12 protein-coding genes and 1 riboswitch are annotated in these 14,174 nt (G+C 63.7%); of the genes, 4 read left to right on the forward strand and 8 right to left on the reverse strand.

Features of this window, described 5'->3' with window-relative positions; translation table 11 throughout:
• Entirely contained in the window at positions 1-786 is a 786-nt protein-coding gene (locus HDEN_RS13305; RefSeq protein ID WP_013216649.1) for a cobalt-precorrin-6A reductase, read from the forward strand.
• On the opposite strand, the gene cobJ is transcribed toward HDEN_RS13305, so the two are convergent.
• From cobJ to cobW, 6 genes are read right to left on the reverse strand one after another with little or no spacing between them, the layout of a single operon-like run.
• Positions 756-1,514, reverse strand: a complete 759-nt coding sequence (gene cobJ, locus HDEN_RS13310; protein ID WP_013216650.1) for a precorrin-3B C(17)-methyltransferase — start codon at positions 1,512-1,514, stop codon at positions 756-758. The two genes, HDEN_RS13305 and cobJ, sit on opposite strands and share 31 nt — an antisense overlap.
• Positions 1,511-2,254, reverse strand: coding sequence for a precorrin-2 C(20)-methyltransferase (locus tag HDEN_RS13315; RefSeq protein WP_013216651.1), 744 nt, complete (start codon positions 2,252-2,254; stop codon positions 1,511-1,513). Before HDEN_RS13315 ends, cobJ begins: the two co-directional genes overlap by 4 nt.
• Positions 2,251-2,892, reverse strand: a complete 642-nt coding sequence (locus tag HDEN_RS13320; protein WP_013216652.1) for a precorrin-8X methylmutase — start codon at positions 2,890-2,892, stop codon at positions 2,251-2,253. Before HDEN_RS13320 ends, HDEN_RS13315 begins: the two co-directional genes overlap by 4 nt.
• On the reverse strand, positions 2,889-4,166 hold the full coding sequence (gene cobG / locus HDEN_RS13325; RefSeq protein ID WP_013216653.1) for a precorrin-3B synthase: 1,278 nt from the start codon (positions 4,164-4,166) through the stop codon (positions 2,889-2,891). Before cobG ends, HDEN_RS13320 begins: the two co-directional genes overlap by 4 nt.
• A complete protein-coding gene (cobN, locus tag HDEN_RS13330; RefSeq protein WP_013216654.1) occupies positions 4,163-7,426 on the reverse strand; it encodes a cobaltochelatase subunit CobN in 3,264 nt (1,087 codons plus the stop codon). Before cobN ends, cobG begins: the two co-directional genes overlap by 4 nt.
• Positions 7,426-8,463, reverse strand: coding sequence for a cobalamin biosynthesis protein CobW (gene cobW / locus HDEN_RS13335; protein WP_013216655.1), 1,038 nt, complete (start codon positions 8,461-8,463; stop codon positions 7,426-7,428). Before cobW ends, cobN begins: the two co-directional genes overlap by 1 nt.
• A gap of 157 nt (positions 8,464-8,620) precedes the next feature.
• A riboswitch (cobalamin riboswitch) is annotated at positions 8,621-8,803 on the reverse strand.
• 59 nt (positions 8,804-8,862) lie between these two features.
• Here cobW and cobU point away from each other — a divergent pair.
• From cobU to HDEN_RS13350, 3 genes are all read left to right on the forward strand, one after another.
• A complete protein-coding gene (cobU, locus tag HDEN_RS13340) occupies positions 8,863-9,387 on the forward strand; it encodes a bifunctional adenosylcobinamide kinase/adenosylcobinamide-phosphate guanylyltransferase (protein WP_013216656.1) in 525 nt (174 codons plus the stop codon).
• A gap of 2 nt (positions 9,388-9,389) precedes the next feature.
• On the forward strand, positions 9,390-10,010 hold the full coding sequence (gene cobO, locus HDEN_RS13345) for a cob(I)yrinic acid a,c-diamide adenosyltransferase (protein ID WP_013216657.1): 621 nt from the start codon (positions 9,390-9,392) through the stop codon (positions 10,008-10,010).
• Positions 10,011-10,179: 169 nt separating this feature from the next.
• Positions 10,180-11,652 (forward strand): cobyric acid synthase, encoded by a 1,473-nt coding sequence (locus tag HDEN_RS13350; RefSeq protein WP_013216658.1) that lies wholly within the window; start codon positions 10,180-10,182, stop codon positions 11,650-11,652.
• On the opposite strand, the gene cbiB is transcribed toward HDEN_RS13350, so the two are convergent.
• Both cbiB and cobA read right to left on the reverse strand, forming a co-directional pair.
• Positions 11,636-12,610, reverse strand: a complete 975-nt coding sequence (gene cbiB, locus HDEN_RS13355) for an adenosylcobinamide-phosphate synthase CbiB (protein WP_013216659.1) — start codon at positions 12,608-12,610, stop codon at positions 11,636-11,638. The two genes, HDEN_RS13350 and cbiB, sit on opposite strands and share 17 nt — an antisense overlap.
• Positions 12,611-12,655: 45 nt before the next feature.
• Positions 12,656-14,143 carry a uroporphyrinogen-III C-methyltransferase gene (cobA, locus tag HDEN_RS13360; RefSeq protein WP_049775320.1) on the reverse strand — a complete coding sequence of 496 codons (1,488 nt, stop codon included), beginning with the start codon at positions 14,141-14,143 and terminating at the stop codon, positions 12,656-12,658.
• Positions 14,144-14,174: the final 31 nt, after the last annotated feature.

The following is a 14,174-nucleotide window of genomic DNA, read 5'->3' on the forward strand; positions in this document are numbered from 1 at the left end:
ATGGACGCGACGACACAGCAACCGCTCAAGCTGCTTCTGCTCGGAGGAACGAGCGAGGCCACGCGCCTTGCGAAGGACATCGCGCAGATGCCCGGCGTCGCGGCCGTGCTCTCGCTCGCGGGACGAACAAGCAAGGCTGCTCCGAGTCCCGTGCCGGTTCGTGTGGGCGGCTTCGGCGGTGTTGAAGGCCTTGCGCATTATCTGGTTCAGAACGGCGTCGACATCGTCGTCGATGCGACGCATCCGTTCGCGGCTCAAATCAGCAACAACGCGATCGCGGCTTGCGCGAAGGCGAACGTGCCGTTGCTCGCAATCGAACGGCCGCCGTGGCAGCGGACTGCTCGCGATATTTGGATCGAGCATGCGATCGCCGAAGATGCGATCGCGGCCTTGCCCGACGCTCCAAGCACGGTCTTCTCGGCGCTCGGCCGCTCGGCGATCCCTTTGCTTTGCGCGAAGCCGCAGCATCGTTACGTCATCCGTGTCGTCGATCCGAGCGCGCCGCCCGCGGAGCTGCCGGAGGCCGTCGTCATTTCTGCACGCGGCCCGTTCCGGACGGAAGACGATATCGCTTTGTTTCGTGAATATCGGATTGCGCGCGTGCTGGCGAAGAACGCCGGCGGAGATGCCGCGTACTCGAAAATCGAGGCGGCGCGCGCATTGCAGTTGCCCGTCCACATCGTCAAACGGCCGGACATCGCGAAACGGCATACCGTCACGACAAGCGACGAAGCGCTGTCCTGGACCGCGCATCATCATGCGTCCCGTACGAAACGCGGCGTATAAACCCATGTGCGGCCGTGGCTACCTTGTACGGCGCGCGTCGACGGCGAGCCGACGAGGACAACCGTGCGCATATCGCATGTCGCCTTCGCCGCGTTGGCCAATGTCGTGATCTCGATCGACTCGTCGGCGCGGCCGACGGCACGCGCAAACGCGACAATTGTTTCCGGCGCGCGGATCGTGCTCAGAATCCGGAACGCTTCCTGGATCTGCTCGGGCCGGGCTTTCGAGGCCGGATTATAAAGCGCAATAACGAAATCCGCTTCCGCCGCAAGCCGCAGACGTTTCTCAATCGTCGCCCAGGGCTTGAGATTATCCGAGAGCGAAATCGCGCAGAAGTCGTGGCCCAATGGCGCGCCGATGCGCGCTGCCGCCGCCAGCATTGCGGTAACGCCCGGCTCGACGCGAATGTCGATATCGTTCGCGAGATCCGGCGCATTGTCGACCGCTTCGAATACCGCTGCGGCCATTGCGAAGACGCCGGGATCGCCGCCGGAAACGACGACGACGCGTTTGCCGGACGATGCGATTTCGAGAGCCCGCTTGGCGCGCGCAAGCTCCTCGCGATTGTCGGAAGCTTCGAAGATTTGCCCGCGACGCGGCGTCAGTCGCGCGAGATAGCTCTCGTATCCGAGCACGACGTCAGCGGTCGAGATGGTTGCATCGGCGGCGGGCGTAATCCATTCGGACGGGCCTGGTCCCAATCCGACGATCGTCAATTGTCCGTTCATGCGATGCGCCGTCCTCGCCCGCCGGGCAAAAGAATGATCGAAAAATAGGGCACGGCGCAGTCTTCGAGTTCCGCAAGCGGCACGACCCGTTCGCCCTGCATCGTTCCGCGTTCGACATAGATCGCGTCTGCGGCGCGGCCGGCGTCGTGCAGCGCGCGCTTGATCTTATCGATGTTGTGGCCGACCTTCATGATCACCGCGGCGTCGGCCGTCCTCAGATGCGACGCAAGAGCGGCACCGTCGAGCGTTCCGGGCAGCACCATCAGGATATCGTCGCCGTAGGTGATCGGAGCGGCCGCCGCCGTCCAGCATCCCGACATGCCCGTGATGCCCGGAACGACGCGAACGGGGTAAGCGCTTCTGATGCGGTCGTACATGTGAAGGAACGAGCCGTAGAAAAATGGATCGCCTTCGCAGAGCAGCGCAACGTCGCGCCCTTCGGCGAGATGCTGCATGATTGCCTGCGCGCTCGCCGTGTAGAAATCGCGGATCGCGTCGACGTAGGCGTCTTCGCGGAAATCGATTTCGGTCGTCACCGGATATTCGAATGCGGCTTCGCTCGCATCGCCGTTCAAGTGCGGCGCGGCGATGGTCCAGGCATGACCCGCCCGGCCCTTCTTGCGAAAATGCGCAATGACCGGCGCGGTTTTCAGGATGCGCGCCGCTTTCAGCGTCACGAGGTCGGGGTCTCCCGGACCAAGACCGACGCCATACAATGTTCCCGTCGGATTGACCGTCATTCGGCCTCGCTTGCAAGCGCATTGACGGCGGCAGCGGCCATCGCGCTTCCGCCTTTGCGGCCTTTGATGATCGCGAACGGAACACGGCCGTCAGCCGCAAGCGCGTCTTTCGATTCCGCCGCGCCGACGAAACCAACCGGCATTCCGATGACGGCGGCCGGTTTCGGAACGCCCTCGTCAAGCATTTCGAAGAGCCGGAAGAGCGCGGTCGGCGCATTGCCGACGACGACGAGCGATCCGGCGAGATGCGGGCGCCAAAGCTCCATCGCGGCTGCCGTTCGCGTGTTGCCGATTTCCGCTGCGATCTCTGTAACGCACGGATCGCGCAACGTGCAGATGACGTCGTTCTTTGCCGGGAGGCGCGCGCGCGTCACGCCGTCTGCGACCATCATCGAGTCGCAAAGAATCGGAGCGCCGTTCTTCAGCGCCGTTGATGCTGACGCCGCGAAGGTCGACGACATGACAAGGTCGCGCACGATATCGACCATGCCGCAGGCATGCACGATGCGAACCGCGACGCGCTCTTCCTCGGGTGAGAGACCGGCAAGATCAGCTTCCGCGCGGATGATCGCAAACGACCGCGCATAGATCGCAGCGCCGTCGCGAATGTAGTCTTGGGTCGTCTTGGTGCTCGTCATCGGGCATGCTCGAGAAGGTAACGGGCGACGGCGGATTCTATGTCTGCTGGACTTACGGCTGCGAGGGCGACGCGGCCTGCCGGTCCGTCATCACAGATCAGGTCGTAACGGCCATCGCGCGCGACGAGTGTCAATGCGGCGGCTCCGCGCCGCGCACACCCTTTTTCGCAGCCCGAAACATGAACCGACGGTAAAATTGCTTGCCTGCGGAGGCGATCGGCGAGGCGGCGGGCGTCCTGCCGGGTATCCGTCGTCGCGTTCGCGCATCCGCGTGAGCCGGGGCAGACGTCGAAAAAGAGGCGCGGATCGTCCGGCTCCGTGATTAGGCCGAGGCGTTCTGCTTCCGTCAGAACCTCGTGGCGGCGTGTATCGTCCGCGACCGGAAAGACGAGAACGCGCTGCGGGCTCATGCGGACAACGCCGGCTCCTGCATGTGCCGCGGCGGCACACAAATCTTGGAGCTGATGCGCATCGATACGTCCGAATGGAAGTCCGACGCCAACGGCAAAAATCTGTCCGCTGTGTTTGTGCGCGCCGACCGGTGGAACCGGAAGGGAATCCGGCGCGACGGCGGGGAGCATTTCCGACTCCAGGCCCGCAGCCGTGTAGATCGTTGCGCTGCCGCTGCGCGCAACCGCATCTTTCATCCGCGAGATGGACTGATCACGGATGCGAAGCTCAAGGAAGACAGCCGCGAGCCGCGTGACGGCTTCGACAACATGGTTCGACGGCAACCGCACGCCTATTTCCGCAGCGCCATCGAGAAACACCGCATAGGTGTCGGGGGCGATCGACGACACCATGACGTCGGTCGCGCGATCGCCGACGCGCACATCCCTTGTGGCGGAAAAGCTCCAACCGAACTTCGCCGGCAGTTGCCAGAACATGCTGTTCGTCAGCAGAACCTTTTCGAGCGCGGCTGCCAGAGGCTGGACGTCGGCGCGTGCCGGATCCATGCCGCTCAGCGGATCGACGATGATATTGCGGATCGCTTCGGCGCCTTCATCGGCATCGATCAGACCGGTTTCGCTCAGCGCCACCAGCGCTTGCGAATGGCTTGCGGTGGTGAGGCCGCGCAATTGCAGATTGCCGCGATTGGTCAAATCGATTTCGCCGGAGCCGAACTCAGCGGCGACTTTCGCGATCGTCAACAAATCCGCGATGCGCAGCGTTCCGACGCGCGGCCTGACCCGCAATATCAGTCCGTCGCCCGACTGCATCGGCCGCAACGCACCCGGACACCAGCCTTTGCGCAATAACGACCGCGACGTCATTCTGCGGCCTCCTGCGAGGAAGGATTACGCACGCCGATGTCGTTGCGGCGCGGATGCCAGAGGCCGCGCGCGATGGCGTCCTCGAAGCGGCGGCGCATCGCGTCGATCGCAGCGGGGTTCTCGCGCGCGATGAATGCGGCGACGGCAGGATCGCCGAGATAAGCCTGATACAGCCGTTCGAATGCGCCATCATCGACAGCCTTCGCCGTTGCCGCAAAGGCGAACGCGGCATCGACGCTTTGCGCCATCTCGGCGGCGCCGCGAAAGCCGTGCCGCATCTGGCCATCGATCCAGCGCGAATTCGCGGCGCGTCCGTGCACGACGCGGGCGCATTCCTCGGCGAGCGTGCGAACGCGCGGCGCGTCGGGCGTGCCGGTGTCGCCGTGATAGAGGGAAACTTTGTCGTTTCCGACGGAGGCAGCAGCGGCGGCGAAGCCGCCCTCATGCGCCGCGAAATCGCCGCCGGTCAGCAGATCGATCTCGCGATGATCCTGGATGTGCACGAAGGCGTCGGCGCTTTTAACGCGCGATTCAAAATTGTCTTTTGCAGCTTCGGAGGTGCCGTCGGCGTTGTAGGTATGCGCGGAGCTTTCGATGTAGGACGCGCCGAGGTCGGATTGATTTTTCCACGAGCCGCGGTCGATCAACTGCATGACGCCGGCGCCGAAGCTGCCGTCTGCGGGCCCGAAAATGCGATCCAGGCGCGGCGCGATCTTCGCGCATTCGACGAGAGGGTTGTCGCCTGCGTCTTCTTTAAGTTGGGCGACGAGAGCGACGGCCGAGTCGAACAGCGCGAGCTGCGCGCCGAACATGTCGCGGAATAGCCCCGATATCCGGAGCGTGACGTCGACGCGCGGCCGCCCGAGTTCCGCGATCGATTCCGTTTCGACTCCGGTGACGCGATAGGAACGCTCGTCCCACGCCGGACGCACGCCAAGCAACGCCAGCGCCGTCGCAAGTTCTTCGCCGCCCGTGCGCAGCGTGGCGCTGCCCCAGAGATCGAGCACAATCGCGCGCGGCCACTCGCCGTGGTCGGAGACGTAGCGTTCGAGGATCGCCTTTGCGGCGCGCTTGCCGTTCGCCCACGCGGTCGGTGTCGGCACGGCACGCGGATCGACGCTGAAGAGATTGCGTCCGGTCGGGAGAACGTCGGATCGGCCACGGCTCGGTGCGCCTGCGGGGCCTGGCTCGATGAACTTGCCGTCGAGCGCACGGACAATGGCATCGAGCTCGATATCGTCGAGCACGTGCAGACCGTCGCGAATGCTCAATTCCTTCACGTCGCAGAGAAACGCGTCGATGCGCATCAGCGCGTCGTTCGTCGGCATGCCCGCAGTCAAGCCGCAACGCTCGGCAATTCCGGCGCGCACGGCGGCGTCGACGATCTGTTCCGACAAGGCTTTCCTGCGGCGCGGATCGAGGCCGTCTGCAGATGAGAACTCATCAACAAGACGTTCGACGTCGCTCAACGGGCCGGAAATTCCGGCCTCCGTCATCGGCGGTGGCTTATGTCCGAGCGTGATCGCAGCGATGCGCCGCTTGGCTTGCGCGGCCTCGCCCGGATCGTTGACGATGAACGGGTAGACGAGCGGCAGAGATCCGAGGATCGCACGCGGCGCGCAGGCCTCGCTTGCGGCGATGGCTTTGCCGGGCAGCCACTCGAGCGTGCCGTGCGCGCCGAGATGCATCAACGCATCGATCTTCGCGACGTGACGCAGCCAAAGATAAAACGCGACGTAGCTGTGGCGCGGCGGCGTTGACGGATCGTGATACTCCGCCTTGCGATCTTGCGGCTGTCCGCGCTCGGGCTGCAATCCGACGATCACATTGCCGAACGGAGCGGCGCGAAATGCGAATGCGCCGTTCACGCAGGATGCGTCCGTCTCGGGCGCACCCCATGCCGACGTGACCAAATCGCGAAAGCCCTGCGGCAAGTTTTGAAATGCGGTCTTGTAGTCTTCGAGCGGCCAGCGGATTTGATTTGTCTCGGCGAGGCTTTCGACCACGTCCCGTGCCGATCGTGGCGCGTCGGTTACGCCATAGCCATCGTTCAGCAAGCGCGAGAGGATGCGCTGCGTGCTTTCAAAGCCGTCAAGTCCGACGGCGTGCGCAATCTGGTCCGGTCGTCCGGGATAGGTCGACAGAAGCAAGCCGACGCGGCGCTCACTCCGGGGCGTTGCACGAAGATGGACCCATGCGCGTGCGAGGTCCGTGACGTGCGCGATGCCATGATCATAGGGCGCATGCTTCAGAAGCGAGATACCCACCTCGTTGACCGTCTCGTCGGGCTCCTTGAACGAGACGACGCCCGCGAACAGGCGTCCATCGAGTTCGGGCAGCACGACATGCATCGCCAGATCAGAAGCGCTGGCGCCGCGTTGCGAGCGGTCCCAGAGCGCGCGCGACGCATTCGTAAGCGCAACCTGCAAGACCGGACAGTCGGCGGTATCGAGCGGAGAGGCATGATCGCTATCGCGCGCGGCGAAGGCCGTGGCGTTGATGATGATGTCGGGCGTCATCGATTTCATGGCGGCGCGTAGCCAGTCGGCGGCATCAGGCGCCTTGAGGCTCGGAACGAATATCGCCGTTGTCGCGAGGCCGCGTTGCTCCAAGGCATCGGCAATCGCATCGATGGGTGCAACGTCGCCCGCCAACAGGTGCGATCGATAGAAGACGATGATGGCGGAGCCACGTGCGGACCTTTGCAGGCTTTCGCGATAGACGCCGTAAGCGGGTATCGCGCGAACGCGCGGCAAAGCCTCGGTGCTGCCACCGGCACGCGCCAATACGGAGCTGAGCGCCGCACGGGTGTTCTCGATGCCGCCCTCGTCGAGCAGAGCTTCGAGATTGGCCAAGTCATCGGCGGGAAGTGTCGAGAGCGCCGCGAGACGCAAGTCCGGCCGCCCGTCGCCGGGAACGATCGCCAACGCGATGCCAAGCTCGCGGCAGCGCTTGCTCAGTTGCTCGCCGCCGTAGCGCCAATAGTCGAGGCCGCCGAGCAAGCGCACGAGAATGGCCTTCGAGCCGTTCATCGTCGCATCGATGAAAAGATCGACGGACATCGGATGGCGGAGCGCGCTTAAGTTGACGACGCGCAAGCTCGGCCGTTGTGCTTCGGGCACGTCGCGGAATGCGGCGGCGGCCATCGCCAAATCCGAATCCGAAAACGAAAGAACCAGAATGTCCGCGGGCGAGAGACCGAGGTCCTGCACGGCGGCAGCCTCGTCAAGCTCTCGTGCCTCGCGGACAACGATGTGCATCAGCTCTCGCCTGTCAGCGTGCGGACGATGGCGTCGCGGTCGAGACCTTTTTGTCCGATGACGACGAGGCGGCCGACGCGCGCTTCATCGGGCTGCCAGGCGCGCTCGTAACGCGTGTCGACGCGCTCGCCCACGCCTTGCAGCAGCAGCCGCATCGGTTTGCCGCCGATCGCCGCGTAGCCTTTGACGCGTAGAACGTCGTGGGCGTTGGCGATGGCCTTGGCGCGCGATGCGAGATCATCCGGCGTTGCGACTTCCGGCACGTCGACGATGAAGGTTTCGAAGTCGTCGTGATCGTGCTCGGCCTCATTGTCGTGATGCGAGGGACGCGCCGCGAGGTCGTCCTCGGCGGCAGCTGACAATCCGAGCAGGACGCCCGCAGGCACCTGCCCTTCGCGCGCGGCGACGATTTTGATCGCACGCGGAATGCTGCGCTTGATTTCGTCCGACAGCGTCTTGATGTCGTCGTCCGACAACAAGTCGGCCTTGTTCAGCACGACGAGGTCCGCGCAGAGCAACTGATCCTCATACACTTCTTCCAACGGGTTTTCGTGATCGACCGAAGGATCGGCTGCGCGCTGCGCCGCGACCTTCTCCGGATCGTCCACGAAGCGGCCTGCCTTGACGGCCGGTCCATCGACGACGGTCACTACGCCATCGACGGTCACGCGGTTGCGGATATCGGGCCACTCGAACGCCTTGACCAGCGGCTTCGGCAGCGCGAGCCCCGACGTTTCGATGATGATGTGCTCGGGCGCGGGCTGGCGCGACAGCAGCGTTTCGAGCGTTGGAATGAAATCGTCGGCGACGGTGCAGCAGATGCAGCCGTTGGTCAGCTCGACGATGTTTTCTTCCGGACAGTTCTTGATACCGCATGAACGCAGGATCGTGCCGTCAACGCCGACGTCGCCGAACTCGTTGACGATCAGCGCGAGGCGGCGGCCTTCGGCAGTTTCAATGGCGTGACGGACAAGCGTGGTTTTGCCTGCGCCGAGGAAACCCGTGACGATGGTGACTGGAACTTTACGTGCGGACATTCGGTGCTCCCGATGCAAACTTTCAAATTGAGAACGGCGACGCATGCGCGGGGCCGTGCGGCGACTTCAGATTTCGCCGCCTAGGGGAGCGCACCGAATGGCGCGAGACATGCCGTGTGCTGCATCTTAACCTTTCCGCGCCCCGCCGGCGCCGGTTCGAGTTGGGTATCCGACGGCAGGTTTCCTGGCTCACGGGTCGCGGCATCTGGCAACCTTCCCGGGATCTCCCAGTGGTACTTTTGCCATGTGCTCGCCGCTTACAGTTGCGGGGGCAGCTGCGGAGTTCAACCGCATTCCCTTCGAAACCCTCTTGCGAGGGACCATCAGCCCAATCGATAAGTGACACCCCGTGCTTCGTCAATCGCCCAACGCGCCCTACACATCGATCGAAAGGCCATTATGTCCGATGCCATCCTGCCGCCTTTAACCCTTGTGCTCGGAGGCGCGCGGTCCGGCAAAAGCTCGTATGCGGAAGGGCTGATCTCGGCGTTGCCGCGGCCGTGGGCGTATGTCGCGACGGCGGAAGCGTTCGACGAGGAAATGCGTCAGCGCATTGCGCATCATCAGGCGCGGCGCGGACCGGATTGGGTTCAATACGAGACCCCGCTGGACATCGCCGCGACGCTTGCGGGAGAGGCCGCCGATCAGCCGTGCCTCGTCGATTGCCTGACGCTCTGGCTCTCGAACCTGATGCACGCCGAGCGGGATATCGCGTGCGAAACAAGCGCGCTCGTCGACGCGCTTTCGAAACGGTCCGCACCCTGTATCATGGTCTCGAACGAGGTCGGGCTCGGCATCGTGCCGGACAATGCTCTGGCGCGGCGGTTTCGCGATGAAGCCGGCTGGCTCAATCAGCGCATCGCAGCGGTTGCGGATTGCGTCGTCTTCGTTGCCGCCGGACTACCGATGACTTTGAAAGGTTGATGATGAGCGCTCCAGAAACGTCCACGGACGAAGCCGAACGTCACAAGTCGAAAATGGCGAAGCGCAAGGCCGTGCAAGACGCCGAGGTCGCGAGCAAGACGATCAAGAAGGGCGTGCTGCTCGTTCACACTGGCCCCGGCAAGGGAAAGTCGACGGCGGCGTTTGGGCTCGCACTTCGCGCGCTTGGCCACGGCTGGCGGATCGGCGTCGTGCAGTTCATCAAGGGCGCTTGGCAGACCGGCGAACGCGATGCGCTGATGCGTTTCGGCGATCAGGTTTCCTGGCACACGATGGGCGAGGGCTTCACCTGGGAGACGCAGGACCGTGAGCGCGACATTGCTGCCGCGACGCGTGCGTTTGCAAAGGCTCGCGAGTTGATGGCCGACCCGACGATCCGTCTGTTGATCCTCGACGAATTGAATATCGCGCTCCGCTACGATTATCTGCCGATCGACGAAGTTGTCGCGGCGTTGCGTGACCGGCGAAGTGATCTGCATGTCGTCGTCACGGGACGGAATGCAAAGCCCGAGCTTATCGCGCTTGCCGATGGCGTCACCGACATGGGTGCCGTCAAGCATCACTTCGCGGCTGGCATCAAGGCGCAGGAAGGCATCGAATTTTAGTGGGGTCGCTTTTCGCACGCATCGATGCGTCTCGATTCGAATACGACCGCCGGCCAGCCGCCTGGGGCTTCACCCCACCCCTAACCCCTCCCCGTTAAGGGGAGGGGAATTAGTGGAGAAAACCCAAGGTGCGAGTGCCTGTGACTCTCTCTAGATGTTGAGAAAAGACATGGCCGCGCGGGCGTTGATGTTTTTGGGGACGGGATCGGATGTCGGCAAATCGCTGATCGTGGCCGGGCTCTGTCGCCTGTTCGCCAATCGCGGCGTGCGCGTCGTGCCGTTCAAGCCGCAGAACATGTCGAACAACGCGGCGGTGACGGCAGACGGCGGCGAGATCGGTCGCGCACAGGCGTTGCAGGCGCGCGCCGCACGCGTCGCGGTTTCCGTACATATGAATCCCGTGCTGCTGAAACCGCAGAGCGAGACGGGCGCACAGATCATCGTGCAGGGACGCATGGCCGGATCGGCGGCTGCGCGTGATTTTCAGACGAAGAAGCGTGATCTGTTGCCGGCCGTGCTGGAAAGTTTCGCGCATCTCAAGGCGAACGCAGAACTCGTACTCGTCGAAGGCGCGGGCAGCGCGTCGGAAATCAATCTGCGCGCCAACGACATCGCCAACATCGGGTTCGCGCGAGCGGCGGATGTTCCGGTCGTGTTGATCGGCGATATCGACCGGGGCGGAGTCATCGCGAGCCTCGTCGGTACGAAGCATGTGCTCGATTCTGAAGACGCGGCGATGATCCGCGGCTTTATCGTGAACAAAATGCGCGGCGACGCTTCGCTGTTCGCGGATGGGATGACGGCGATTGCGCGGCTGACGGATTGGGCTCCGCTTGGGCTCGTTCCCTATTTCGACGAGGCGCGTAAGCTTCCGGCCGAGGACGCGCTCGGGCTGCGCGATCTGTTGAAGTCAGGTTCGCCCGCGCGCAACGGAAAGCTGACGATTGCCGTGCCGATGCTGCCGCGCATCTCGAACTTCGACGATCTCGATCCGCTCAGAAACGAGCCGGATGTCAGCGTTGAGATGATCGAACGCGGTCGCGCCATTCCGGCGAATGCCGATCTCATTCTGCTGCCGGGCTCGAAATCGACGATCGACGATCTGGCGGCGCTACGTGCGGAAGGCTGGGACATTGATATCAAAGCGCACGTTCGGCGCGGTGGACGCGTGCTTGGGCTGTGCGGCGGCTATCAGATGCTCGGCACGTCGATTTCCGATCCGCACGGCATTGAAGGCCTAGCGCGTAGCGTCGAGGGGCTTGGAGTGCTCGATGTCGAGACGACGCTTGGGCCGGAGAAACGACTGGCGAACGTCGAAGGCACGCTCCGCGCAAGTGGGGCTCCGTTCTCGGGCTATGAGATGCACGTCGGCGAGACGACCGGCGCCGATCTCGAGCGCCCGTTCCTGACGTTTTCGGACGGGCGAAACGATGGCGCGATCTCGCAAGACGGACGCATTGCTGGTTGCTACGTCCACGGGCTGTTTTCATCGGATGCGGCGCGGGCTGCGTTTCTTTCGGAGCTTGGCGTGAGTGCGACGGGCGAAAGCTACGAGGCGACCGTCGATCGGGTTCTCGACCGTCTTGCGGATCATCTCGCGAAGCACATCGATTTCGAACAGCTTCTCAAGCTTGCAAAATAAGTACGATCCCTGAAAGACCTGCGATCATCAGCGCCCACGCGACGCCCGCGAGGCGCAATGCACGCTCGATGTCGTCCGCCGTCGCCTCGCGCCGTCCGTCGCCCATATAGGCATCTTCGACGTGCGTTGCGCCGTAAGTCTTCGGGCCGTTGAGCTTGAGACCGAGGGCGCCCGCCATCGCGCTTTCCGGCCAACCTGCGTTCGGCGAGCGATGGCGATGCGCGTCGCGACGCATGGCACGGAACGCGTTGTCCATCGAGCCATTCGGGATGAACCGCGCCGCCAGCGCGAACAGAAATCCGGTCAAGCGCGACGCGGGCAGATTGACGAGATCATCGAGGCGCGCCGCCGCCCAGCCGAATGCCTCGTGACGCGGCGTGCGGTGGCCGATCATGCTGTCTGCCGTGTTGATCGCCTTATAAGCGGCAAGGCCGGGTAATCCGAGCAGCGCGAACCAGACAACAGGCGCGGTGATGCCGTCGGAAGCGTTCTCGGCAAGACTTTCGATCGCAGCGCGCGCGACGCCGTGCTCGTCCAGCGTTTCGGGATTACGTCCGACGATACGGCCGACCATCGTGCGCCCGGCGTCGAGCCCTTCGTTGCGCAGAGCCTGCGCGACATCGCGAACGTGGTCGTAGAGGCTGCGGCTCGCGAGCATCGTCGAGGCAATCAGGACAAGCGCGATATTTCCGAGCCACGTCGAAGCCAACGTGATTTGAACGATCCACGCGAGACCGGCAGGGATCGCAACGAGGACGATCAGCGCAAGCACGCCGGATGCCTTGCGCGCGGCTCGGCTTTCATCGTCGCGATTGAGGTCGCGGTCGAGTTTTGAAATCAGTGCGCCGATCCAGGTGACCGGATGTCCAATGAGCTTATAAAGTCGCTGCGGATAGCCGAACAGCGCTTCGACTCCGAGCGCGGCGACAAGAATAATCAATGTCGTCGCGAGCGACATGACCGCTATCGAGCCTGCGAAAGGAAAGAGCGAGATCTCATTGCATCAGCTGGCGATCGGCAGGCCGCCGATAGCGGATGCAAGCGTGCTCGCCTCCTTGGCGTCGGCCGTCGTCGCATGGCGCAGAGCTTCGCCGATCATGACCAAGACGGGGCCGTCCGGATGCGCGGCGTCAAGCTCCGCCGCGATCTTTCCAACGGAGGAGAGAAAGACTTGCTCATCGGGGCGCGTGGCATTCGCGACGGCAATGGCGGGCGTGTTAGGATCGAGGCCGTGCGAGATCGCAGCCTCGGTCAATTCGCTGAGGGTGCGCTTCGGCATATAGACGACCGTCGTTGCTGCAACGTCCGCAACGGATGCCCAATCGATGTCGGCGGGCAGATGGCCGCGCCGGTCATGCGCGGTGATGAACTGCAAGCGGCGGGCATAATCGCGATGTGTCAGCGCGACCTTCAGACCGGCTGCGGCGCCCTGCGCCGAGGTCACGCCCGCAACGACGGAAATGGGAACGCCGGCTTCCTGGCACGCGGATATTTCTTCCCCTGCCCGGCCGAAGATCAGAGGATCGCCGGATTTCAGCCGCACGACGCTCAAGCCCTCGCGCGCCAAGCGGATGATTTCGGCGTTGATGTCGGGTTGCTTGCAGGATTTGCGATAGCCGCGCTTGCCGACGTCGATCAGCTGCGCGCCGGGGCGCACGCACGCAAGGATGGGCTTCGCGACGAGATCATCGAAGAGAACAGCGTCGGCCGATTGCAATGCGCGCAAGGCTTTGACGGTCAGCAGGTCAGGATCGCCCGGGCCTGCGCCGACGAGGGTGACGGTTCCCATCTTCGCCCGCTGACCGGACTCGCTCGCGCCGACAGCGCTCGCCGACGACCCCAGTTCCGAATATCTCGTTTCAAATGGCGTGCGCGGTTGCCATCCGAGGCGCTCAAGCTCCGGATCGAGGTGCTCTTCCTCGGGCCAGCCGAGAAGCAGGTAGCCGATGAATTTCCAGTGCGCCGGAGCGCCGAGCATCGCCGAGATTATCGCTGGATCGACAATCGACACCCAGCCCATGCCGAGCCCAGCCTCGCGCGCCGCGAGCCAGAGTGTCGTGACCATGCACGCGCACGAGCTTTCGAGCGTTTCAGGCATCGTCTGACGGCCGAGGCCGTGGCCTTGCGCAGCATCATGATCGCAAAAGACCGCGAGATGGACCGGAGCCGCGTCGAAACCCGCGAGCTTCAATTTGTTGTACAGATTGGCTCGTTCATCGCTGTACGCCTCAGCCGATTTGCGACGCTGCGATTCGAAGTTTTCGACGACCGCGGCGCGCACCGCGCTGTCTTTGATATTCACGATGCGCCACGGCTGGCTGTTGCCGACGGAGGGCGATAGATCGGCGAGACGCAGCAGCCGATCGATCAGCGCGTCAGGCACTGGGTCCGACTTGAACCGGCGCACGTCGCGCCTCCAGCGTATCAATTGCGTCAGCGAGATCGGAGCGGCCTGGCCGTCAAATGAATTTTCAGAATCGCGAGATGCCATTGGCAACATTTACCCGGTTTCGGACCGCGCT

Origin of the sequence: Hyphomicrobium denitrificans ATCC 51888, from assembly GCF_000143145.1 — a bacterium.
GTDB lineage: Bacteria > Pseudomonadota > Alphaproteobacteria > Rhizobiales > Hyphomicrobiaceae > Hyphomicrobium_B > Hyphomicrobium_B denitrificans.

Bases quoted from the DNA above. Each gene is read 5' to 3' on its own strand.
- HDEN_RS13305 (WP_013216649.1), top strand. From the start codon at position 1: ATGGACGCGACGACACAGCAACCGCTCAAGCTGCTTCTGCTCGGAGGA.
- cobJ (WP_013216650.1), bottom strand. From the start codon at position 1,514: ATGAACGGACAATTGACGATCGTCGGATTGGGACCAGGCCCGTCCGAA.
- HDEN_RS13315 (WP_013216651.1), bottom strand. From the start codon at position 2,254: ATGACGGTCAATCCGACGGGAACATTGTATGGCGTCGGTCTTGGTCCG.
- HDEN_RS13320 (WP_013216652.1), bottom strand. From the start codon at position 2,892: ATGACGAGCACCAAGACGACCCAAGACTACATTCGCGACGGCGCTGCG.
- cobG (WP_013216653.1), bottom strand. From the start codon at position 4,166: ATGACGTCGCGGTCGTTATTGCGCAAAGGCTGGTGTCCGGGTGCGTTG.
- cobN (WP_013216654.1), bottom strand. From the start codon at position 7,426: ATGCACATCGTTGTCCGCGAGGCACGAGAGCTTGACGAGGCTGCCGCC.
- cobW (WP_013216655.1), bottom strand. From the start codon at position 8,463: ATGTCCGCACGTAAAGTTCCAGTCACCATCGTCACGGGTTTCCTCGGC.
- cobU (WP_013216656.1), top strand. From the start codon at position 8,863: ATGTCCGATGCCATCCTGCCGCCTTTAACCCTTGTGCTCGGAGGCGCG.
- cobO (WP_013216657.1), top strand. From the start codon at position 9,390: ATGAGCGCTCCAGAAACGTCCACGGACGAAGCCGAACGTCACAAGTCG.
- HDEN_RS13350 (WP_013216658.1), top strand. From the start codon at position 10,180: ATGGCCGCGCGGGCGTTGATGTTTTTGGGGACGGGATCGGATGTCGGC.
- cbiB (WP_013216659.1), bottom strand. From the start codon at position 12,610: ATGTCGCTCGCGACGACATTGATTATTCTTGTCGCCGCGCTCGGAGTC.
- cobA (WP_049775320.1), bottom strand. From the start codon at position 14,143: ATGGCATCTCGCGATTCTGAAAATTCATTTGACGGCCAGGCCGCTCCG.